The sequence below is a fragment of the Gallintestinimicrobium propionicum genome (assembly GCF_025567525.1).
GTDB classification, from domain to species: domain Bacteria; phylum Bacillota; class Clostridia; order Lachnospirales; family Lachnospiraceae; genus Gallintestinimicrobium; species Gallintestinimicrobium propionicum.
Window position 1 is genome coordinate 20351 of record NZ_JAOQJY010000029.1, and the last position, 19165, is coordinate 39515.

Consider the following 19165-nt stretch of genomic DNA (forward strand, 5'->3'; position numbering starts at 1 on the left):
TAAGGTTGGATAAAGATGGCAGAGCGCGCATTCTATTGGATACCAGAAAAAACCTCTCCGCAGTCGGGGAACCGGCGGGAGAGGTTTTCTTTTTCGAAATTTATGGTATGTTTTCACACATTGCAGGCGCATGCAGCGTCCCGCGTCAGAATCCGAACCTTACAGTCTCTGCTGTACGTTGCGGATGTACGCTTCCTGCAGCTCGGGGCTCTTTGCAGGATCGATATCGTCCGGGAACTCGGCGTCGATGGTGGACACCTCCGGTCTGTAGTTTAAGCGAAGCGCGTGCTTCTCGATGTAATCCGTCGCTTTGTTATAAACCTCCTCCGTTACTCCGTTTAAGGTAATAGTATATAATTTTGACATCTGTGTATCCTCCGTTTCGTTGAAATTCAGCACCTCTGCTGATAGCTTCAGTATATACCTGTCTGGCAGATTTTAAAAGAGAAAAGGCTCATATTACCTGTAGAAATAATAATGATAATTATTACTAATATTGTACAAAATAGACAAATCTAACAGAAATTTGTTGGATTTCATTTTATAAGATGGTAAAATAGCTTCAAAACGATGGAAAAATCCCGGTGGCGAGGACCGCAGAAATCAGGGGTCAGACCCCGGTCAAAACCGGAGATTTTTTACCTGAAAAATCGAAATTGTAAAGGAGATAAGTTTGAAATGAAGATTCGCAAGGCGGAGAAAAAGGATATCCCAAGAATTCTTGAACTGTTGGGACAGGTATTGCAGATCCATGCAGAGATCCGCCCGGATATTTTTATACCAGGTACCATCAAATATACTCTTTGTGAGTTGACGGAATTATTGAAGCAGGAGGATAAACCGGTCTATGTTGCTGTAGATGAGGACGATTTGTGCATGGGCTATGCCTTCTGTCAGCTCAGGGAACAGCCCTTTTCCACCAACATGGTGTCCTTTAAATCATTGTTTATTGATGACCTGTGCGTTGACAAGCAGGCACGAGGGCAGCACATTGGGGAAAGTCTGTTTGAATATGTGAAGCAACAGGCAAAGGAACTGGGCTGCTATGAAGTAACCCTGAACGTCTGGACAGGAAACACATCGGCAGAGCACTTCTACGAAAAAATGGGTATGAAAACAAAGGAACGGCAGATGGAATATATCCTGTGAGCCGGTTGGGTCAGGCGCTGGTCAAAACCGGACACGACCTACGCTTTGTTTCAGGACGGTCAGTTTCGGACACAGAGTATCCAGTCAGATAAAAATCAGGAAGTTGTGGAGGATATAGGATCATGTCAAAAGAGGAGTATTTGATTACCGATACGCCGCTGAAAGCGCTGACGGTTTTTGCAATGCCGATGATTCTTGGAAGCTTTTTTCAGCAGGTATACAATATGGCTGACTCCATTATCGTCGGTCAGTTTGTGGGTTCCTCTGCGCTGGCGGCGGTTGGTGCCTGTGCAGCTCTGACCAATGTTTTCATTTGCGTGGCACTGGGGGCTGGTGTTGGTGCAGGTGTGCTTGTGAGCCGCTATTTCGGTGCCAGGGAGTATGGCAAAATGAAAACCATTGTGTCTACATCTCTGATCAGCTTTTTAGTTCTGAGTATCCTCCTGGGTGTCTTTGGCTTTTGGTTTTCCCATGGGATGATGAGAGGCTTACAGACTCCTGCCGATATTTTGAAGGAAGCAGTGCTGTACCTGCGGGTCTATTTTGTGGGCTTTCCGTTTTTGTTCATGTACAATATTCTCTCTACCATGTTCACCGCCATCGGTGAATCAAAAATTCCGCTGGGGCTGCTGATCTTTTCCTCCATCCTGAATATTGGGATGGATCTTTGGATGGTAGCCGGTCTGGGGCTCGGCGTGTTCGGTGCCGCCCTTGCAACTTTGATCGCACAGGGCATTTCGGCTGTGCTTTCCTTTTTGATTTTTTTTAATCGGATGCGGCGGTATAAGAGTACCTTTTCCTGGTTTGACGGGCGGGAGCTGTGTTCCATGCTTCAAATTGCTGTTCCATCGGTTCTCCAGCAGTCTACCGTGTCTATCGGTATGATGATTGTACAGGCGGTGGTAAATCCCTTCGGCACGCAGGCACTGGCAGGATATGCGGCAACAATGCGGGTGGAGAATGTTTTTTCCCTGATTTTCGTGTCCATCGGGAATGCGGTTTCGCCGTATGTTTCCCAGAACCTTGGCGCAAACAAAACCCAGCGCATCAAAAAAGGTTACCATGCAGCATTGGTATTGGATGTGTGCTTCGCGGCGCTTGCTTTCCTTGTTATTGAAACGCTGCACACACAGATTTCCTCGCTATTCCTTGGAAAAGACGGAACAGCCCTGGCCTATCAGGTGTCCGGGGATTATATGAGATGGCTTGGTTACTTCTTTCTCTTTATGGGAATCAAAATGGCGACCGATGGAGTTCTTCGCGGACTCGGGATCATGCGGCCATTCCTTATTGCCAACATGGTCAACCTTGCGATTCGCCTGTCCGTGGCTTTGATCTGTGCACCGCGTTTTGGCATTGATTTCGTTTGGCTTGCGGTGCCGGCAGGCTGGCTTGCAAACTTCCTGGTTTCCTATGCGGCACTCAGAAAATCATGGCCGACTGAGAAGGTGGAGCTATCTTGATAAATTTGGAGGTCAGCACGGATTATTTTCTGATGGGCAAGTTTATTTGCTCTTTCTGACGGTGTATTAGTAGGAAGGGTGCAAAAGAGAAGAAATGGAGAATGCGATGCAGATAGTTCACTACGGAAATCCCTCCGCTTCCACAGTCCTGATTCAGCCGGTAGACGATCATGATCTGGAGGAGATGAAAACGGAATTAAACGAGATCAGAAAACAGGGAAAGGCAGACTTTCAGTTGATTGCGGTGAAAGTGGACAATTGGAATCAGGATCTTTCGCCCTGGGAGGCGTCTGCAGTCTTTGGCAGTGAGGGTTTCGGAGACGGTGCGGGAGAGCTGCTGCAATTTCTTTTAGGACAATGTGTGGATCGCAGAAAAACGTATTATATCGGTGGATATTCGCTGGCGGGATTATTCTCTCTTTGGGCGGCATATCAGACGGATATCTTTGCAGGTGTTGCAGCAGTATCTCCGTCTGTCTGGTTTCCGGGATTTCTGCAATATATGAAAGAACACGATATGAGAGCAAAGTCGGTGTATCTGAGTTTGGGAAACCGTGAAGAAAGGACCAGAAATCCGCTGATGGCAACCGTTGGGGACTGTATCCGGGAAGGACATAACCTGTTAGAGATGCAGAAAATCCGAACGATTTTGGAATGGAATCCGGGAAATCACTTCAAAGATGCCGGAATCCGGACAGCGAAAGGGTTTGCGTGGCTCATAAGGAATCAGGGGGCCGAGTAATCATGGGTCAGACCGTGATATGCTTTTTCAGGAGCCTATTTTACAGTGGCTTCTGCAGAACGGGGGTTTTATGGACAGTCAGGTATTTATTTTAAATGAAAAACGGAATGTAACGCTTACAGCATATCTGCAGGACGACAGCCAGGAATTTTGGCGTGCGAAAAAGCGTCCGGCGGTTGTTATTTTTCCGGGTGGGGCGTATGCCTACTGCTCGGATCGGGAGGCAGACCCGGTGGCACAGGAGTATCTGCGGGCAGGCTATCATGCGTTTGTGTTACGGTATTCCGTAGGATGGGAGAATGCGGTGTGGCCGAACCCGCTTGAGGATTATGATCAGGCGATGGAGCTGATCGCAGCGCATGCCAAGGAGTGGCATCTGATTCCGGAAAAAATCGCGGTCATCGGATTTTCGGCAGGCGGACATCTGGCAGCGTGCGCAGCGACGATGGCGAAGCACCGTCCGGCTGCGGCGATTTTGGCATATCCGGTCATTTTAGAAGGGCTGGCAGCAATCTGCGCAAAGGGTGCGCCGGGCGCAGACAAGGCGGTGGACAGTCAGACCTGTCCCTGTTTTATCGCAGCGACAGGAACGGATACCACGGTATCGGCGATGAACAGCCTTCGTTTTGTCGAAGCGCTGTATGAAAATGGAATTTCTTCGGAGCTGCATTTGTATGCATTCGGTCCCCATGGATTCTCTACGGCGAGAACGTCGATTGCCGATCCGGCAGAGCTTTGCAGTCGGACGCTTCACTGGGTGGAGGACAGCATCAGCTGGCTGGAGGATGTGTTCGGTGCGTTTACATCCGGAGAAATGAGCAGCCCGCGGTGTCCGGGCAGGGTTCGGAAGGATAAAGATCCGTACCTGTCGGTGAACTGCCAGCTTGCCACGATCGCAGGAAACCAGATGGCGGTGGAACGCCTGAAACAGCTGATTTTGGTGGAAGAAACGACACAGAAATGGATTGCAGAACAGAAAGAAAACCTGCTCACTTCGGAAATGACGCTTCGTTCGGCGCTGCAGTTTTTGAATGTGCCGGGAGAAGTGATCCGAAAAGCCGATGAAATACTTTCGGAGATTCCGAACCGGAAACAATAATGATAATTATTACTATTGCTATGCAAAATAGACAAATCTAACAGTAATTCGTTGGATTTCATTTTATAAGATGGTAAAATAGCTTCAGAACGATGGGGAAATCCGTCGTAGAGTATCCGTCAATTATAGATATACAAACATGTAGCAGCAGGAGAAGGAGGAACGATGGACAGCATTTTTCACAGAATCAGTGTTCGCAGGTATGAAGACAAACAGGTGGAAAAAGAAAAGTTGATGCAGATTTTGCGGGCGGGTATGCAGGCACCCAGCGCGTGCAACCAGCAGCCGTGGGAATTTTATGTGGTGACGAATCCGGAAAAGATTAAAGCGCTTTCCAAAGCGACACCCTATGCGGGATGTGCAGCAAACGCACCGGCCGTAATCGTGCCTGTATATCGGAAGGAAGGGCTGATTGCTCCGGATTTTGCACAGATTGACCTTTCGATTGCACAGGAAAACATGTGGCTTGAAACGGATGCACAGGGGCTTGGCGGTGTGTGGATCGGAATCGCTCCGATGGAAGAACAGATGGAGGAAGTTCATAAGCTGCTGGAGCTGCCAAAAGAGGTGGCGGTATTTTCCCTGTTTGCGCTCGGATATCCGGCGGAAAGCCGCGCGCAGGAAGATCGCTTCCATCCGGAGCGGATTCATTTTCTGGAGTGAAACAGAGTTCGAGTGCGGACGTGAGCCGTGTCAGGAGCCTATGACGAAAACATTCAAAAACGGAGAACAACATGATAACAGTATTATGCTATAAAAAATGCACCACCTGTCAGAAAGCATTCAAATGGCTGGATGCAAACGGCGTGGAGTACAAAGAGCGCGCGATCAAAGAAGAGAATCCAACCTATGAGGAACTCAAAACGTGGTATGAAAAGAGCGGACTGCCGCTGAAAAAATTCTTCAACACGAGCGGAATGCTCTATAAGGAGCTGGGATTAAAGGATAAGCTGCTGGAAATGTCCGAAGAAGAGCAGCTAAAGCTTCTTTCGACGGACGGAATGCTCGTGAAGCGTCCGCTCGTAGTCGGAGAGAAAACGGTGTTGACCGGATTTTCTGAAAAAACCTGGACAGAGCAGCTTTTAGGAAAAAACAGCTTAGGATGAGAAACAGCGGAAAGGAGCTGGGGTATGAAACTGTTATTTCGGCAGAGATTTTTTTCGTGGTTTGACAGTTACGATATTTACGATGAAGACGGCAATACGGTGTATGTGGTAAAAGGGCAGCTTTCCTGGGGACACTGCCTGAAAGTATTCGATGCGTCAGGACAGGAGCTGGGGACGGTCAAAGAAAAAATCCTGACCTGGCTGCCGAAGTTTGAACTGTATGAGGGCAGCAGCTACGTTGGATGTATCAGCAAGGAGCTGTCCTTTTTCAAACCCCGCTATGATATCGACTGCTGTGGCTGGCATGTAGAGGGCAGCTTTCTGGAATGGGATTATTCCATTACCGGGGCAGCAGGAGAGCAGGTAGCGGTGATTTCAAAAGAAATATTCCATATGACGGATACCTATGTTCTTGATATTGTCAATCCGGTGAACGCACTGCGGGTGCTGATGTTCGTGTTGGCGATCGACGCGGAAAAATGCTCCCGGAGTTCAAACTGAGTGCGCGGCAAAGAGAATCAGGGGTCAGAAGCCGGTCAAAGCCTTCTGGGAAAGTCTGAATGATGAGCAATAGGAAGAGGTATGGTGAAACAGAATACGACAATCATTTATGAGAATACAGTTGCAGGGACATTCGTCAGCAGAATGAACCGATTCACGGCAGAGGTGCTGATTGACGGAGCACCGCAGATTGTTCATGTGAAAAATACAGGGCGTTTGCAGGAGCTTCTGATGCCGGAAGCAAAGGTAACACTGCAGAAGACATTGAACCCAAATCGAAAAACGGCATATGATCTGATTTCTGTATACAAACCAAAGCTAAAATGGGTGAATATCGACAGTCTGGCACCGAACGCTTTGATGAAGCAGCAGTTAATGAGTCTGAACTACGAGCTGGTGAAGCCAGAATATACCTATGGGGAATCCAGAATTGATTTTTATATGGAAAGAGACGGGGAAAGATTCCTGACAGAAGTAAAGGGCTGTACGCTGGCAGATGATTTGCATCTAGGGATCGGATTATTTCCGGATGCACCAACGGAGCGAGGCGTGAAGCACTTGCATGAACTGACAAAAGCAGCAAAGGAAGGCTATCATTGCTCAATTGCCTTTGTGATTCAGATGAATGGAATTCATCGGGTAATGCCAAACGAAGCGGCACAGCCGGAGTTTAAGGAAGCACTTGTGAAGGCTGCCAAGGAGGGGGTCCAGATCGTCTGCTACAGCTGCCATGTAGAGGCTGACAGCATAAAAATTACAGGCGTAGTGGAAGATACTTCAAGATTTGTGGAGGCACAGAGGAGGAAGTCGGAATGACTGGAGAAATGATGTGGGAGGAATATTGCCGTACAACGAATACGAATTGCAATACACGGCACGATATATGGAAGTTTTGCGGCGGCGTGTATCATCCGTGATACAAAAGTATCTGTTGTTCCGTTCAATCAAGTCAGCGCAGACCACGCTTTCAAAGAGGGCGAAGATAACCGCAGCTTGAAAAAATGGCGCGAAGTGCATCGGAGAGCTTTTACTCCAGACTATAAGGCCGTTGGTCTGGATTTCGATGAAAAGGGAGATTGCGTCTTGGAAGAATTTGAAGTGGTATATCGGTAAAGCAAAATTCAGGTGAACGAAATCGCTGCACGATGGCCCGTCAAGGCTGTGGTGCAGTTTTCTCTTTAACCTAAAAAGAGGTCAGGGGTCAACCCTCCTCCCGGTCAAAACCGGTGGCACTGGCATTGAGAGAAGATGCAGATTATCAGAAACGATATTACAAAAATGAGCGTTGACGCAATCGCCAATGCTGCCAACAGTTCTCTTTTGGGCGGTGGTGTGGACGGCTGCCTTCATCGTGCATCCGTGGTCAAAGGGGCAGACCGTGCGTCAAACTCAAAAATCGGAAGTTGTCGTTTTATTAATTTACATATATGCCTTTTACATAAAAAAGTGTTATTTTAGTTCCGCAACAGTTCGCAACCAAAGAAATATCGTGATAGTTGGTGGTAGCAACCATGAAATTTCGCTATCATGAAGTCACGAAAAGAGGTGATTAAGAGTGAAATATGATTTTTTAGGAGTTATTGTTTTTGGTAATGTACTGCTAATTGGGGTGGCGGTGATAGCGGCATTTATCACTGTGGGAGTTTTCCTCATAAGAGCATTGAGTAGATATGTCAAATCAGGCAATGTCAGAAAAGAAAAGTCCAGCATCAAGAAATCTCTCGGTGAGGTTTTGAAGCAGCATCGTGAAGAGTGTAAGATGACGCAGGAGTTTGTTGCACAATCTATCGGTGTAAGCAGGCAGGCTGTCTCTAAATGGGAGACCGGAGCATCTGACCCAAGCACTTCCAATCTGCTTACACTTGCAAAATTATTCAACACTACGGCAGAAGAACTATTACGTGAAGTACAATAAGCGTGGAAAACGGATGTAAGACAACTGATTCATTATAAAGGGCTATCAGATATGAAGAATAAAAAGACAAGAAGATTTAAGATAAGATATATCGTTTTTGGATTATTAGGTGTTATGGCTTTAGCGGCACTTGTATTTATGCGTTTTGGAGGTTTTGGCACAGGAGAAAATGTGAATCCAGAAGAGTTTTTAGCTTATGCTGAACCCGTGGAAAATATAACTGTGCCTGAAAGTGCAAAAATAATTGCATTGGGAGAAGCTACTCACGGAAATGCAGAATTTCAGCAGTTGAAGCTGGAAGTGTTCAAGCAGATGGTAAAAAATAATGGTGTTAGGGCGTTTGCCCTTGAAGGTGACTACGGCGGCTGCGAGCAGGTAAACCGATATATACACGGCGGTGAGGGGACAGCACAGGAAGCAGCCGCAGCGATTGGATTTTCCATTTATAGAACGGAAGAGATGGCAGAACTTATCTCCTATATGCGCCAGTACAATGAAAGTGCATTGGAAGGCGAAGACCTTCGCTTTTACGGTTTTGATATGCAGAGGATTTCTTACAGCATGAGGTTTTTGGAAGAAGTCTGCAAAGAACTGGAAGTGGACACAACAAACTTGCAGAAACTTGTGGAAGGTGAAAACTGGAGCAGTGAATGCGATTTATCTACTCGAATTAAAACCCTTACACAAGTGAAGGAAGAATTGGAAATCAAGAGCGGTTCGGGAAATGCAATTCACTTTGTAGATATTTTAATGCAGCATTCCAAGCTTCAAACTCTGACAAATGCTGAAGGTGCTACATTAAGAGATCAATTTATGGCAGAAAATGTACAGTGGATTTTACAGCAGGAGCAGCGAAACGGGCATGAAAACATCTTTGTGACAGGTCACAACAGCCATGTCGCAAAATGGGGCAGTTCTGACTCGATGGGTAAACTTCTTTCCAAGGACGCAGCAAACGGTTACTATGTCATTGGTACCGATTTTTATAAAACCCATTGCAATATGCCGACCCGTTCGCCTGAAAAGCGTACAATTCAGGTGTTTTATTCCCATGATCCTTTAGCAAAGGCGGCAAAACTGGCGGGATTTGATATTTGTTGGTTGGATTTTACTAAAGTCCCGGAAAATTCTGAACTGGGTAGGCAGGCTTCTGAATACACCTATATGGGAACACTTGGAGAAAGCTACTCAATCATTATGCGACTTCTTCCTCCAAGTTATCGAATGTTTCAACCTCCTGCGGTGCTTTATGATAGTATGATATTTGTAACGGATGCGAACCCTACAAAAATATTAGAAGAATAACGTATGCAAAACGTCCCGTTTATTGGGAAGTCGCAGAGAACGAAAAATCAGAAGTTGTGGAGAAATTTCCTGAACTTTCCTTATTTTATAGGCTTTCCAGCCCCTTAGATAGTGAAATGATATGTATTTTCCCTTATTTTTGCCCTTGTGAGGAATCCGCAAGGGAAATAAGGGAAATTTTATGCCAAAGTATGTAAGAGAAGTTGCCAGTGGCAAGTTCTCTGCATTTAAGCATTGCTCGCTACTTTATCAAGAAGTCTTGCGGAATCCCGTTTAGCTTTTCTTGTTGAGTGAGCGTAAATATTCATTGTGGTACTGACATCGGAATGTCCTAACAACTCCTGTACATCTTTCGGAGCCGCTCCATTCGAGAGCAGGTTGCTGGTATAGGTGTGTCTAATTCATGGAACTCGATTTTCGATTTTTATTGAACTATTTCTTGGTTTTCTGAGATAAATCAAGAAATAGTTCTTTTCTATTCACCGTGTCAATGATATACTGAAAATAACGATTTGTTGTTGAGGTATATGCGATGCTGCCCTACACAGGTGATTACACGGAACATTTTGATTCCGAAAAGCCAAGCCTTACATTCTATTCCTTTACCCCGCGTTCCTTGATGCGCGGGGGTATGTATCAGATGGATGACGAATTGGCTGCCTTGCTGATAGAGGCCCACAGGAACATTGGTTTTCTGGAAGGGCTTGTTGAGTATGCTCCGAATAAAGAAGCATTTGCGGAGCTGATGCTTTTGAAAGAGTGTACCTATTCCCATATGATCGACTACGATGGTCCCGATCTCAAAGAAATACTCACTATCCGCGGCACCGACAAAGGGAATATAACTCCCATCATGAACTTGGAGGCGGCCTACAGCGCAGCGGCAAATTTGGAGATCCACGCTCCTGACTTGAGCCAGATCTGCGGCATCGCACTTAATGGAGAATCAGAGAATACCCCGATAGATGTTAGGGCGCATCAAACTTTTTGGCTGGGAGCAAAGACGAATCTTAAAGGATACAACCCTACAGCACCGGATGCTGTACTCCCTGCACTAGCTGATATTTCTGCATATCTCTATAACGACCATAATACTGATCCGTTGATTAAGGCAGCACTGGTACATTACCAATTTGAAATGATCCATCCATTTGAACGGTATAACGGTATTGTCGGACGAATCCTTGTGCCAATGGTTCTGCGAGATGTTATTGGAGATGCAAGGCAACTGATATGCTTGTCCGAGTGTTTGTACCACAACAAAAATGAATATTTCGATCTCCTTAGGTCGACACAGTACAGCGGGGGATATATCCGATGGATCAAGTTCTTTGTAAATGCTGTGGGACAAGCAGCAAAGCGATCGGCGGAACAATTGATTCAGTATGAACAGGCTATTGCCGAAGCCGAGGATCGACTGATACACATCGGAAACCTGCCTAAAAGTGTCTATTCTGTCCTCGAACACTTAAAAAGATTTCCGATAACAACAGTTTCGTCCGCTGCGAAGAATACAGGCTTATCATTTAATTCGGTTTCAAAAGCAATGAGTATGATGTTGGAACATGATATTGTTATACAGTCGGGTAATGATATAAGAAATCGCATATGGATACATAAATCAATCGGTCAAACATAAAGTATGTTTTCTCATGATAGGAGGTAACAAGTTGATAAGTCCTGATTTGCCAATCACAAAATCTACCGAAGACAAATTGAACAGGGGTGAATTTGCTAAAAGTCTTGCAAAAACAATATCACAATATTCTTTTCCGTCTTCATTTACCATTGGCTTATATGGGGAATGGGGAAGTGGGAAGACATCTCTTGTAAATATGATGCTTGAAGCTGTAGAGGATATAGACAATAATGCCATAATTCTTAGATTCAACCCATGGTTATGCTCTGATCCCAAGCAACTCATCACCCAGTTTTTCATGCAAATGGCCACGGCGATAAAACTTAAAAAACCAAAGGCAGAGAAGGCATGGGAATTAATAGATCAGTATGCGGATGTATTTGACGCGGCAAGTCTTATTCCTGGCGCTGGAACAATTATTGCCACACTTGGTAAAACATTGGCAAAAGAGGCAAATGAACGGGTTGAGCAACGAACAAAAGATTTACAGGAAAGCAAAAATCAAATCGTCAACAAGATGATGGAAGAAAACATAAAAATAATTGTTTCCATTGATGACATTGATCGGCTTTCAGAAGAAGAGATTATCGCTGTTTTCCAACTGGTTAAAGCATTGGCCGATTTTCCAAATACCGTTTATATTCTGGCATTTGATTATGATGTTGTAGTTCATGCGCTCAGCAAAGTACAATATGGTGATGGCAAAGAATACTTGGAAAAAATAATCCAGGTACCTTTTGAAATCCCCGCACCAAGTATAGCCAATATACATGAGGCGCTATTTTCGAAGCTTGATTCCATTCTTGGAGATATTCCGGAAGAACGATGGGCTAAAACAACGTGGGCAGAACTCTTTCAATTCGGACTTCAAAACTATATCAAATCTATCCGAGATGTTATTCGCTATACAAATGTATTCTTGTTGAAATATGAACTTTTGAAGGATGAAACAGATCCTGTTGATCTGCTTGGTCTTACTGCCTTGCAGGTATTCGAGCCATCTCTCTATTCAAAATTACCGAGCTATAAAGATATATTATGTGGAGCGGATCATAGCTACTCATACGAACGACAAAAAGCAGATGAAGAAAAGGTAAAGAAATCCGTTTCTTTACTGATGCCCAACGATGGAACAATTACAAATGAGGACGCTGCAAACAAGATACTTGGCATTCTATTTCCAAGAACAAAAACAGCCACAGGCATATCATACAGTATTGGCAGGAGTTACTCTCATCGGGATTTTATAATTAATAACAATATTGCAACTCCTGAGTGTTTTGACAGATACTTCGCTTTAACTCTTGAAAATGATGCTATTCCTACCAGTGTAATGAAACACATAATTTACGAAGCAAGCGAAGGTGAGTTTACGGCAGAGATGATGCGACTCTATCGGGAAGGTAAAATTGTACGCCTGCTTGAAGAAATAGAGGCATATGTTAACAGAGAACATTCAGCAAAGCTTCCCGTTAAAAGAGCAGCTTTGATAATAACCGCACTTGTTAGTAATTGGAGTTCCTTTGAGGTTGATGACAGAGGCTTCTTCTCCGTTCCATTTGCATGGAGACTTCTTTTCTGCGTTGATCCACTATTAAAAGCAATGGATTCGACAGCTCGGTTCCTTTGTATTCATTCAGTTTTTGAAGATAAAGATGTTCAGCCATCAACATTAGCACTATTACTTCAAGATTTTGAAACCCAACTTGGCCGCTTTACAGAAGACTCGTCTATTAGAGATGATGTGATGTTTTCATTGGAAGAGGTTCTAGAATTAGAAATGATTTTTAAGAGTCGGGCCATTGATGCGATAGATTCCGGCGCTGCTTTAAGGCAGTATCATGGCTTAGAGTTTTTGTGGATGTTAGGAAATGTAGACGCAGAACTTGCGGATAATAAAAAGAAATCTCTTGTCTCAGACGATATTTCACTCGTAAAAGTTGTGAGTTATTGTACTTCACGAGGAACTGTGGCAACAAAAATAGTTGCTAAGACACGGGACGTGAAACGACAGGCTATTGGGGAATTCATTGATGTTGGTGAGGCTTATCGGCGCATTAAGGCATTTGCAGCTACCAGCCAATTTTTCTCGCTTCCTAAAGATGACCAGATGAATGCCATAGCATTTATCCTCGTTACAGAGCGAACTCCTTCCGAGTCCGTAATGAAAGACTGTATAGCTGAAGATGCTATTGAAAAAGCATTGAATCAATTGCGAGAAAACGCTACTAACGAGTAATCCACATTGTATCTAAGGAAAGGAAAAAAAGAAGTACAATTTAGCAGACACTGTCTGTTGAATCGGAGGGAAAGGATGCTGATAGCATAGCTGCTGAGAATTCCAGACACCGACTGGATTTCTCCGGCCAAACTTATATGCATAGGGAAAATACACAAAAACAGAAATCCCAGACTATCAAGTTATCGTTGATGGTTTGGGATTTCTGCTTTTGCAGGAATATATTTTTTGTCGTGTGCTTGACATGCGGGTGACGTAACTGGTGGAAGTGAAAATCTTCAAATCCTTCCAGCTTCTTTGACACTGACCTGCAAACAATGCCGAGTGTACTCGGCAGTTCCAGACTGCCATCCGGTCTTAGGCAGACAAAGGAGATTTCCTTATAATCTGCCGGGACTTCCTGTGTTCCGTCAAGGTGATAGTATTCATAATACACCCTGTTTTTTACATGAACTTCTTTGTAGTAGTTGCGGTGGTAAAGTTCTCCGTACTGCATCCGGCTTTTCAGTTGTTCCCGTCTTGCTGCTTTTAATATTTCAGTCAGCGTATCTCCAAAATCAACAATCCTTACTTTCTTTCGCTTCGTTGTACCAATCACATTTTTGTGTTTCGTACCGTCATAACGGATACTGCGTTTTATGGTCAGGCATTGTTCTTCAAGGTTGATGTCCTGCCATGTAAGACCACAGGTTTCCCCGATACGAAGTCCTGCATAATATGCGATCTGGATCGGCTGAATTGCAGGTGAATTTTTCTTTTCCAGATACTTGATAAGTCGCTCATAATCCTCGTGTGAAATCGGCTGTGTGCCTTCTTCGACTTCATCATCGGAAAAGAGGTCAACTTCTTCTGCCTGCTTTTTCAGCTTAATATACTGCATCGGATTGAAACTGATTAACTGCTTTGGAAATACTGCAAAACGGAATGATTGCTGTAACACTGCGGAAAAAGAGTGGATATAATCTTTGCTGTATCCTTTTCTCGCTTTCCCGTCTGGAAACTCGCCACCGAATGTAAGCAGGTCGAGAAACGCCTGTAAATGTTCGGCGGTAACTGTTTTCAGCTTGCGGTCTGCAATCGGGTGTTTTTTGATACAGCGGATTGCACCAAGGTAATTTTCCACTGTGCCGTTGCTGGGTGTTCCGGTTTTTAATTCTTCTTCTGACCACATGTCCAGAAGTTCACCTACGGTAAGATTATCTGCCTTTGCAACAAATTTCTTATCTTCGTAATCTTCCAGTGCCTTGCGGAGAAGTTTTTCCGTCTCACTTTTACTTTCGGTTCCGGCATATTCTTTCTGAACCATTTTGCCGCTTGCGTCCTCTACATAGAAGCGGTAGTACCATTTCTTTCCTTTCTTTCTAACAGATCCTTTTGCCATAATCGTATGTCTCCTTTCGATATCAGACAATCGGAACTGTTGAAATGCTTCTTGCATGTAAGTATCTTATGGACAAGTCCATAAGCCAATTCGCCGCTCGTCGAGAATCAGCAATGGCAGGAATTAACGCAGAAGCTGAACAGCGAGAACAGCTTATTGCTGAAACAGAACAGCGAATTACTGACCTTAAACAGCAGATAGAGAAAGCGAGGGATATAGATGAGAGAATGCGTAAACTCAGAGAACGTCGGGCAGGTGGAAGAACTTCTGCTCATGACGGAACAGATGCAGGACGAACTGGATCAGAAAGACCAGACGATTATGGAACTGAACAGGCAGCTAAGCAGATCGCTGACCTTGAACGAGAAATTGAACAGCGAAAACAGAGCCGAGAATATCGAAGCATTGCGGACAAGATTAAGGCAAACAGAGCAACAATTAACCAGCGAGACAGACAACAGGAAAAGAGCCGACGCAGAAGTCGTGGCATGGAAATTTAAGTACGAAAAAGCAGAACAGGAAAAACTTTATGCACAGACACACCAAAAGACGGTTGAGGTAGCTGTTGAGAAAAAAGTGCCTTATGAGAAATGTGAAAAATGTGACCGCACTGCTTACCAGAAAGCAAAAGAAAAATGCGATAACCGCAAAAGTCAGCTGGAAAAGAAATATAAAAATATGACAACTGGTTATGAAAGTATCCTGTTCCTACTGGCATGGTACAGCATAACAATAACACTGTTTACGGCTATTCTTTCGCCAGTTTTCCTTAACGACTGTATCACCTTTTTCGGTGTGTTAGGAAAAGGAATGGGAAGCTTGTTTCGGGAGTTTGTTATAGGTGCAGATTCTTTCGGACAGTTAAGCAGCGGAATACCTAACCGTATCCTTTCCGGGCTTATGTACTGGCTGATCGTAGCTATTGTTATGGGGATTTTATTCATAATAACCGGATTACTGATAGTTGGGATTGGTTATCAGGTAGGAAAAATCTACCGGAAATATTGTTGGGATATCATCAGCATTGTGGAAGTTATTACAAGCACAGCCATTGCAATTTATTTTGGAGATTGGATAAAATCTGTTATTTCTATAAATCTCATTACACTATTATTACTGGTGCATGTGGTTTATATTGGAATCAGATGCTATGTGAAAGACTGGATGGAAGAAAGAGGATACTGTTGATATGGAGAATTAGATTTTTAAGAGTCTTTCGATATGGTTATTGGAAATTATTTGCCAAAAGTGAAACAGAATAATACCATAGGAATAAGAGTTGTATGGTCTTTAATGGATGAAGAAAACTGGAATGCAACACATAGATTCAGCGGCAAATTATGGATGGCATCAGGTATTTTATGTATGCTTTGTGGACTTTTTGGGGAAAGCATGGCTGCACTGGTTGTGTATATTGTAAGCATTATGGCAGCTGCAATCATTAGCATTCTCTACTCCTACCTTTTTTATAAGAAAAAGCTGGCAACCGGAGAAGGCTTAAAAATTCAGTATAATACAAAAAAAAGTGTGATATATCTGATCATCGCAATTTCCACTATTGTGTTTACTATATGGACTTTGTTTTGTGGAAGCATTCAGATTCGTTGTAATGATCGTGATTTTAACATTGAAGCAAAAGGATGGAATGATTATACAGGGGAGTATTCGCAAATTGACAGCATTTCTTATGAAGCAAATGTATTGCAGAACGATAATGATTACAGAACTAATGGTTTTGGAAACCTGAAGTATGCTATGGGAAACTTCAAAAACGATATCTTCGGAGATTATATCCGCTACACTCATGCCTCCTGCCATTCATATGTTGTCATGAACATAGATGGAAAAATATTAGTTGTAAATGGGGAAAATGACGCAGAGACAAAGGAAATCTATCAGAGAATAAGTGAGAAGGTGTCAAAGGAAAGAAAATAGTTGTCGGAAACGCTGAGAAGAAATTATTCTCAGCGTTTTTTGAACATTACTATAATGTCAAGGAATCTTCTGCATCTACCCACATCTGTAGTTACAGTTCAGCCTTGCGGCTGAAACCCGAGGGAGTTTCCAATGCGGCGGATGCCATGGCAGCCATTGAGAAATTCGTATTTGAAGAAGAGATGGTGACACTGCCGCAGCTGGTGGAGATCCTGAAAAATAACTGGGAGGGAAATCAGGTTCTGCAGATGAAGATGATAAATGAAGGGGCGAAATTCGGAAACAGACAAAAAGAAGCTGGCAATTTGGCCTGCGAGATGGTAAACTATTTTGTGGAATGGATAGAGGCATACAACAGCCGGATGGCGATCTTATCTTTTCCCCGTGTATCGCTACATTTTCCTGGATTGTGAACATCGGAAAGCGGATAGGAGCCTCCGCAGACGGCCGTATGTCTAAGGATCCCATTGCCGCTAACATGTCTCCGGTTCTGTCCAGGGATGTATCAGGCCCCATGGCGGCTCTGAATTCTTATCTGAAGCTGTCTACGGATTCTCTCGAGTAAATAGTACTCGCTATCCGCATCCTCTGCACGCCTGCGGAGCTAGACGCAGGCACCGCTGCGCCGTCGATTCGCAGACGCACAGCTGACACGGATATCAAGCACTATTTACTTCGAGATTAATGCAATGATGTATTAGACGGGAAAGGACAGAGACGTAACAGGTAAAGAAAGGAGAGAAAATATAATGGAAAATATACACGAAAACGGAACATTTCAGTTGCATAACAAAGTGGAGATCCCTCAGGTGGGCTTCGGCACATGGCAGATGCCGGACGGAGAGACAGCGGCAGATGCGGTAATGCACGCCATAGAGGCAGGATACACCCATATAGATACGGCGGCGGTATATCACAACGAGATTGGGGTGGGAGCCGGAATCCGCATGTCGGGAGTGCCGAGAGAAAAGCTGTTTGTGACCAGCAAGCTGTGGAACGATGTGAGAGGCTATGAGGAAACCCTGAAAGCCTTTGATGCCTCCTTAAAAAGGCTGGCCCTGGATTATCTGGATCTGTACCTGATCCATTGGCCCCGTCCCCTGGCTTTCAGGGATACCTACCAGGAGGTAAACCGGGAGACCTGGAAGGCCTTTGAATATCTGTTGGAAAAAGGGTATGTACGGGCCATCGGTGTAAGCAATTTTCTCCCGGTGCATATGGAGGCGCTGCTGAAAACAGCACAGGTCATTCCTATGGTAGACCAGATTGAGTTCCATCCCGGCTGGATGCAGCCGGAAACGGCGGCCTTCTGCAAAGAGCATGACATCCTGGTGGAGGCGTGGAGTCCCCTTGGTTCCGGAAAGCTTTTGGAAGATCCAAAGCTGAAGGAGTTTGGACAGAAATACGGCCGGTCCACAGCCCAGATCTGTCTGCGGTGGTGCCTGCAGAAAGGACATCTTCCTCTGCCCAAATCCGTTACCCCTGTGAGGATTAAGGAGAATCTGCAGCTTTTTGATTTTCAGATATCCCAGGAGGACATGGCAGTGATAGATAAGCTGGAATGCGTAGGCCGGACAGGCTCTGATCCGGACAATGCAAAATTCTGAGATGGTTAAAAGGGCATCGACCATCCAGGAAACTGATTGGATAAAAAGATAAGAAGACCTGCCGTACCGGAATTTCCAAGTCTGGTATGCCAGGTCTTTTTCGGTTATCTTCAAGGTGATCGGAAAATGTGTAAAAACAAGGTTGTAAATGCCGGAAAAACCACCCTGATCACTCGCTTGCTGCCTGTTTTGACCGACTATGGCTTGAAGGTTGCCACTGTCAAGCACGACGGGCATGAATTTGAAGGGGATGTGCCGGGGACGGATACCTACAGGCATATGAAAGCCGGAGCCTTTGGGACGGCAGTGTTTTATAAATACGCGAAGCAGGAAGAGGCCCTGTTAAACCGTCTGGAAAAATACCGTGAAAACCATTTGCTGTTCATAAAGCGTTCTGAGGTACCATTTGATAATAATATATCAGAACGGGATCTGAGGAAAGTATGGAAATAAAGCGATTGTAGATATTATCGAAGCAAGAGTAATAAAAGGGGCTTTACCATCCAGGCAGTTAAAACTGATATTGGCATGGTGTGTGATACATCAGGATGAACTGATGCAAAACTGGGAATTGTCCAAAGATGGACTTCCGCTTAATAGGATTAATCCATTAGTGTAGGAGGCAGATATGTTTTATGATATTGTGCAGGTAATTCCTAATGAAGACTATACCGTATATGTATATTTTGAAGATGGAAAGATTGTATGTTATGATGCTAAAACGTTATTGAAAAAGAAAGTTTTTGAACCATTGAAAGATATTAATTTTTTTATGAATGCATGCACCATTTTGAATGGGACATTGGCATGGGATGTTACTGGAACCAGAGATTGCAGTAAGTGTCTGGATATAGATCCAGAGATGTTGTATGGGTTGGAAAATGTAAGTGAAAAGATTGTATAAGGAGTTGCCGTCATGCAATGGCAGCAATTATTCATGACAATAGAATGCACGCAGAGCGTGCATTCTATTGTTGTATAGATAAAAACAATATAACAAAGCGGAATTGTGCGCCCAGACAAGGGCGAGTAGTCTAGCAGGTGGAATGCCTGTCTGGTAAGGTCTAACCAACCGCCAGTAGCG

General features: G+C 44.3%; 24 protein-coding genes and 1 pseudogene. 22 read left to right on the forward strand and 3 right to left on the reverse strand.

Features of this window, described 5'->3' with window-relative positions:
- Nucleotides 1–159 precede the first annotated feature (159 nt).
- A complete protein-coding gene (locus tag OCV62_RS16340) occupies nucleotides 160–366 on the reverse strand; it encodes a hypothetical protein (protein ID WP_021914527.1) in 207 nt (68 codons plus the stop codon).
- A 312-nt stretch (nucleotides 367–678) separates the two neighbouring features.
- Between OCV62_RS16340 and OCV62_RS16345 the strand changes: the two genes are divergently transcribed.
- The 12 genes from OCV62_RS16345 to OCV62_RS16395 all read left to right on the forward strand — a co-directional run bounded on the left by OCV62_RS16345 (nucleotide 679) and on the right by OCV62_RS16395 (nucleotide 9280).
- Nucleotides 679–1149: a GNAT family N-acetyltransferase gene (locus OCV62_RS16345; RefSeq protein WP_262588000.1), complete on the forward strand. Its 471-nt coding sequence runs from the start codon at nucleotides 679–681 to the stop codon at nucleotides 1147–1149.
- A gap of 122 nt (nucleotides 1150–1271) precedes the next feature.
- A complete protein-coding gene (locus OCV62_RS16350) occupies nucleotides 1272–2612 on the forward strand; it encodes an MATE family efflux transporter (protein ID WP_262588002.1) in 1341 nt (446 codons plus the stop codon).
- Nucleotides 2613–2706: 94 nt separating this feature from the next.
- Nucleotides 2707–3354 (forward strand): alpha/beta hydrolase, encoded by a 648-nt coding sequence (locus OCV62_RS16355; RefSeq protein WP_262588005.1) that lies wholly within the window; start codon nucleotides 2707–2709, stop codon nucleotides 3352–3354.
- 70 nt (nucleotides 3355–3424) lie between these two features.
- Nucleotides 3425–4453 (forward strand): alpha/beta hydrolase, encoded by a 1029-nt coding sequence (locus OCV62_RS16360; RefSeq protein WP_262588007.1) that lies wholly within the window; start codon nucleotides 3425–3427, stop codon nucleotides 4451–4453.
- A gap of 165 nt (nucleotides 4454–4618) precedes the next feature.
- On the forward strand, nucleotides 4619–5116 hold the full coding sequence (locus OCV62_RS16365) for a nitroreductase family protein (protein WP_262588009.1): 498 nt from the start codon (nucleotides 4619–4621) through the stop codon (nucleotides 5114–5116).
- Nucleotides 5117–5187: 71 nt separating this feature from the next.
- Nucleotides 5188–5559 carry an arsenate reductase family protein gene (locus OCV62_RS16370; RefSeq protein WP_021915297.1) on the forward strand — a complete coding sequence of 124 codons (372 nt, stop codon included), beginning with the start codon at nucleotides 5188–5190 and terminating at the stop codon, nucleotides 5557–5559.
- A gap of 24 nt (nucleotides 5560–5583) precedes the next feature.
- Nucleotides 5584–6060, forward strand: a complete 477-nt coding sequence (locus OCV62_RS16375) for an LURP-one-related/scramblase family protein (RefSeq protein WP_021915296.1) — start codon at nucleotides 5584–5586, stop codon at nucleotides 6058–6060.
- An 81-nt stretch (nucleotides 6061–6141) separates the two neighbouring features.
- Nucleotides 6142–6876 carry a DNA/RNA nuclease SfsA gene (gene sfsA / locus OCV62_RS16380; protein WP_021915295.1) on the forward strand — a complete coding sequence of 245 codons (735 nt, stop codon included), beginning with the start codon at nucleotides 6142–6144 and terminating at the stop codon, nucleotides 6874–6876.
- 90 nt (nucleotides 6877–6966) lie between these two features.
- The gene (locus OCV62_RS18740) at nucleotides 6967–7173 is read left to right on the forward strand and encodes an ASCH domain-containing protein (RefSeq protein ID WP_412954071.1); all 207 of its coding nucleotides are present in this window, start codon (nucleotides 6967–6969) and stop codon (nucleotides 7171–7173) included.
- Nucleotides 7174–7308: 135 nt separating this feature from the next.
- Entirely contained in the window at nucleotides 7309–7518 is a 210-nt protein-coding gene (locus OCV62_RS18825) for a hypothetical protein (RefSeq protein WP_330667442.1), read from the forward strand.
- Between the two features lie 97 nt (nucleotides 7519–7615).
- Nucleotides 7616–7975, forward strand: coding sequence for a helix-turn-helix transcriptional regulator (locus tag OCV62_RS16390; protein ID WP_262588013.1), 360 nt, complete (start codon nucleotides 7616–7618; stop codon nucleotides 7973–7975).
- Nucleotides 7976–8026: 51 nt separating this feature from the next.
- Nucleotides 8027–9280: an erythromycin esterase family protein gene (locus tag OCV62_RS16395; protein ID WP_262588015.1), complete on the forward strand. Its 1254-nt coding sequence runs from the start codon at nucleotides 8027–8029 to the stop codon at nucleotides 9278–9280.
- A gap of 227 nt (nucleotides 9281–9507) precedes the next feature.
- Here OCV62_RS16395 and OCV62_RS16400 read toward each other — a convergent pair.
- Nucleotides 9508–9681, reverse strand: a pseudogene (locus tag OCV62_RS16400) (tyrosine-type recombinase/integrase); the annotation flags it as partial.
- 239 nt (nucleotides 9682–9920) lie between these two features.
- Between OCV62_RS16400 and OCV62_RS16405 the strand changes: the two are divergent.
- The gene (locus OCV62_RS16405; protein WP_262588017.1) at nucleotides 9921–10919 is read left to right on the forward strand and encodes a Fic family protein; all 999 of its coding nucleotides are present in this window, start codon (nucleotides 9921–9923) and stop codon (nucleotides 10917–10919) included.
- A 31-nt stretch (nucleotides 10920–10950) separates the two neighbouring features.
- Nucleotides 10951–13158, forward strand: a complete 2208-nt coding sequence (locus OCV62_RS16410) for a KAP family P-loop NTPase fold protein (RefSeq protein ID WP_262588019.1) — start codon at nucleotides 10951–10953, stop codon at nucleotides 13156–13158.
- A 133-nt stretch (nucleotides 13159–13291) separates the two neighbouring features.
- Here the strand turns inward: OCV62_RS16410 and OCV62_RS16415 are convergent, their stop codons facing one another.
- Entirely contained in the window at nucleotides 13292–14539 is a 1248-nt protein-coding gene (locus tag OCV62_RS16415; protein ID WP_317258856.1) for a tyrosine-type recombinase/integrase, read from the reverse strand.
- 113 nt (nucleotides 14540–14652) lie between these two features.
- Between OCV62_RS16415 and OCV62_RS16420 the strand changes: the two genes are divergently transcribed.
- From OCV62_RS16420 to OCV62_RS16455, 8 genes are all read left to right on the forward strand, one after another.
- Nucleotides 14653–15039 (forward strand): hypothetical protein, encoded by a 387-nt coding sequence (locus OCV62_RS16420; RefSeq protein WP_330667443.1) that lies wholly within the window; start codon nucleotides 14653–14655, stop codon nucleotides 15037–15039.
- Entirely contained in the window at nucleotides 15023–15727 is a 705-nt protein-coding gene (locus tag OCV62_RS16425) for a DUF6040 family protein (protein WP_074732890.1), read from the forward strand. The genes OCV62_RS16420 and OCV62_RS16425 overlap by 17 nt, the downstream gene beginning before the upstream one ends.
- A gap of 33 nt (nucleotides 15728–15760) precedes the next feature.
- The gene (locus OCV62_RS16430) at nucleotides 15761–16474 is read left to right on the forward strand and encodes an SdpI family protein (protein ID WP_262588022.1); all 714 of its coding nucleotides are present in this window, start codon (nucleotides 15761–15763) and stop codon (nucleotides 16472–16474) included.
- Nucleotides 16475–16578: 104 nt separating this feature from the next.
- A complete protein-coding gene (locus OCV62_RS16435) occupies nucleotides 16579–16887 on the forward strand; it encodes a pyruvate formate lyase family protein (protein WP_262588024.1) in 309 nt (102 codons plus the stop codon).
- A 336-nt stretch (nucleotides 16888–17223) separates the two neighbouring features.
- Nucleotides 17224–18081, forward strand: a complete 858-nt coding sequence (locus OCV62_RS16440; RefSeq protein ID WP_118497176.1) for an aldo/keto reductase — start codon at nucleotides 17224–17226, stop codon at nucleotides 18079–18081.
- Between the two features lie 126 nt (nucleotides 18082–18207).
- Nucleotides 18208–18534 (forward strand): molybdopterin-guanine dinucleotide biosynthesis protein B, encoded by a 327-nt coding sequence (locus tag OCV62_RS18360; RefSeq protein WP_330667444.1) that lies wholly within the window; start codon nucleotides 18208–18210, stop codon nucleotides 18532–18534.
- Nucleotides 18535–18565: 31 nt separating this feature from the next.
- Nucleotides 18566–18700 carry a DUF4160 domain-containing protein gene (locus OCV62_RS18570; RefSeq protein ID WP_334308301.1) on the forward strand — a complete coding sequence of 45 codons (135 nt, stop codon included), beginning with the start codon at nucleotides 18566–18568 and terminating at the stop codon, nucleotides 18698–18700.
- A 9-nt stretch (nucleotides 18701–18709) separates the two neighbouring features.
- Entirely contained in the window at nucleotides 18710–18985 is a 276-nt protein-coding gene (locus OCV62_RS16455; protein WP_262588026.1) for a DUF2442 domain-containing protein, read from the forward strand.
- Nucleotides 18986–19165 lie beyond the last annotated feature (180 nt).

Excerpts from the sequence above, each read along its gene's own strand:
- OCV62_RS16340 (WP_021914527.1), bottom strand. The coding sequence starts at position 366 with ATGTCAAAATTATATACTATTACCTTAAACGGAGTAACGGAGGAGGTT.
- OCV62_RS16345 (WP_262588000.1), top strand. The coding sequence starts at position 679 with ATGAAGATTCGCAAGGCGGAGAAAAAGGATATCCCAAGAATTCTTGAA.
- OCV62_RS16350 (WP_262588002.1), top strand. The coding sequence starts at position 1,272 with ATGTCAAAAGAGGAGTATTTGATTACCGATACGCCGCTGAAAGCGCTG.
- OCV62_RS16355 (WP_262588005.1), top strand. The coding sequence starts at position 2,707 with ATGGAGAATGCGATGCAGATAGTTCACTACGGAAATCCCTCCGCTTCC.
- OCV62_RS16360 (WP_262588007.1), top strand. The coding sequence starts at position 3,425 with ATGGACAGTCAGGTATTTATTTTAAATGAAAAACGGAATGTAACGCTT.
- OCV62_RS16365 (WP_262588009.1), top strand. The coding sequence starts at position 4,619 with ATGGACAGCATTTTTCACAGAATCAGTGTTCGCAGGTATGAAGACAAA.
- OCV62_RS16370 (WP_021915297.1), top strand. The coding sequence starts at position 5,188 with ATGATAACAGTATTATGCTATAAAAAATGCACCACCTGTCAGAAAGCA.
- OCV62_RS16375 (WP_021915296.1), top strand. The coding sequence starts at position 5,584 with ATGAAACTGTTATTTCGGCAGAGATTTTTTTCGTGGTTTGACAGTTAC.
- sfsA (WP_021915295.1), top strand. The coding sequence starts at position 6,142 with ATGGTGAAACAGAATACGACAATCATTTATGAGAATACAGTTGCAGGG.
- OCV62_RS18825 (WP_330667442.1), top strand. The coding sequence starts at position 7,309 with ATGCAGATTATCAGAAACGATATTACAAAAATGAGCGTTGACGCAATC.
- OCV62_RS16395 (WP_262588015.1), top strand. The coding sequence starts at position 8,027 with ATGAAGAATAAAAAGACAAGAAGATTTAAGATAAGATATATCGTTTTT.
- OCV62_RS16405 (WP_262588017.1), top strand. The coding sequence starts at position 9,921 with ATGGATGACGAATTGGCTGCCTTGCTGATAGAGGCCCACAGGAACATT.
- OCV62_RS16415 (WP_317258856.1), bottom strand. The coding sequence starts at position 14,539 with ATGGCAAAAGGATCTGTTAGAAAGAAAGGAAAGAAATGGTACTACCGC.
- OCV62_RS16420 (WP_330667443.1), top strand. The coding sequence starts at position 14,653 with ATGGCAGGAATTAACGCAGAAGCTGAACAGCGAGAACAGCTTATTGCT.
- OCV62_RS16430 (WP_262588022.1), top strand. The coding sequence starts at position 15,761 with ATGGTTATTGGAAATTATTTGCCAAAAGTGAAACAGAATAATACCATA.
- OCV62_RS16440 (WP_118497176.1), top strand. The coding sequence starts at position 17,224 with ATGGAAAATATACACGAAAACGGAACATTTCAGTTGCATAACAAAGTG.
- OCV62_RS18360 (WP_330667444.1), top strand. The coding sequence starts at position 18,208 with ATGTGTAAAAACAAGGTTGTAAATGCCGGAAAAACCACCCTGATCACT.
- OCV62_RS16455 (WP_262588026.1), top strand. The coding sequence starts at position 18,710 with ATGTTTTATGATATTGTGCAGGTAATTCCTAATGAAGACTATACCGTA.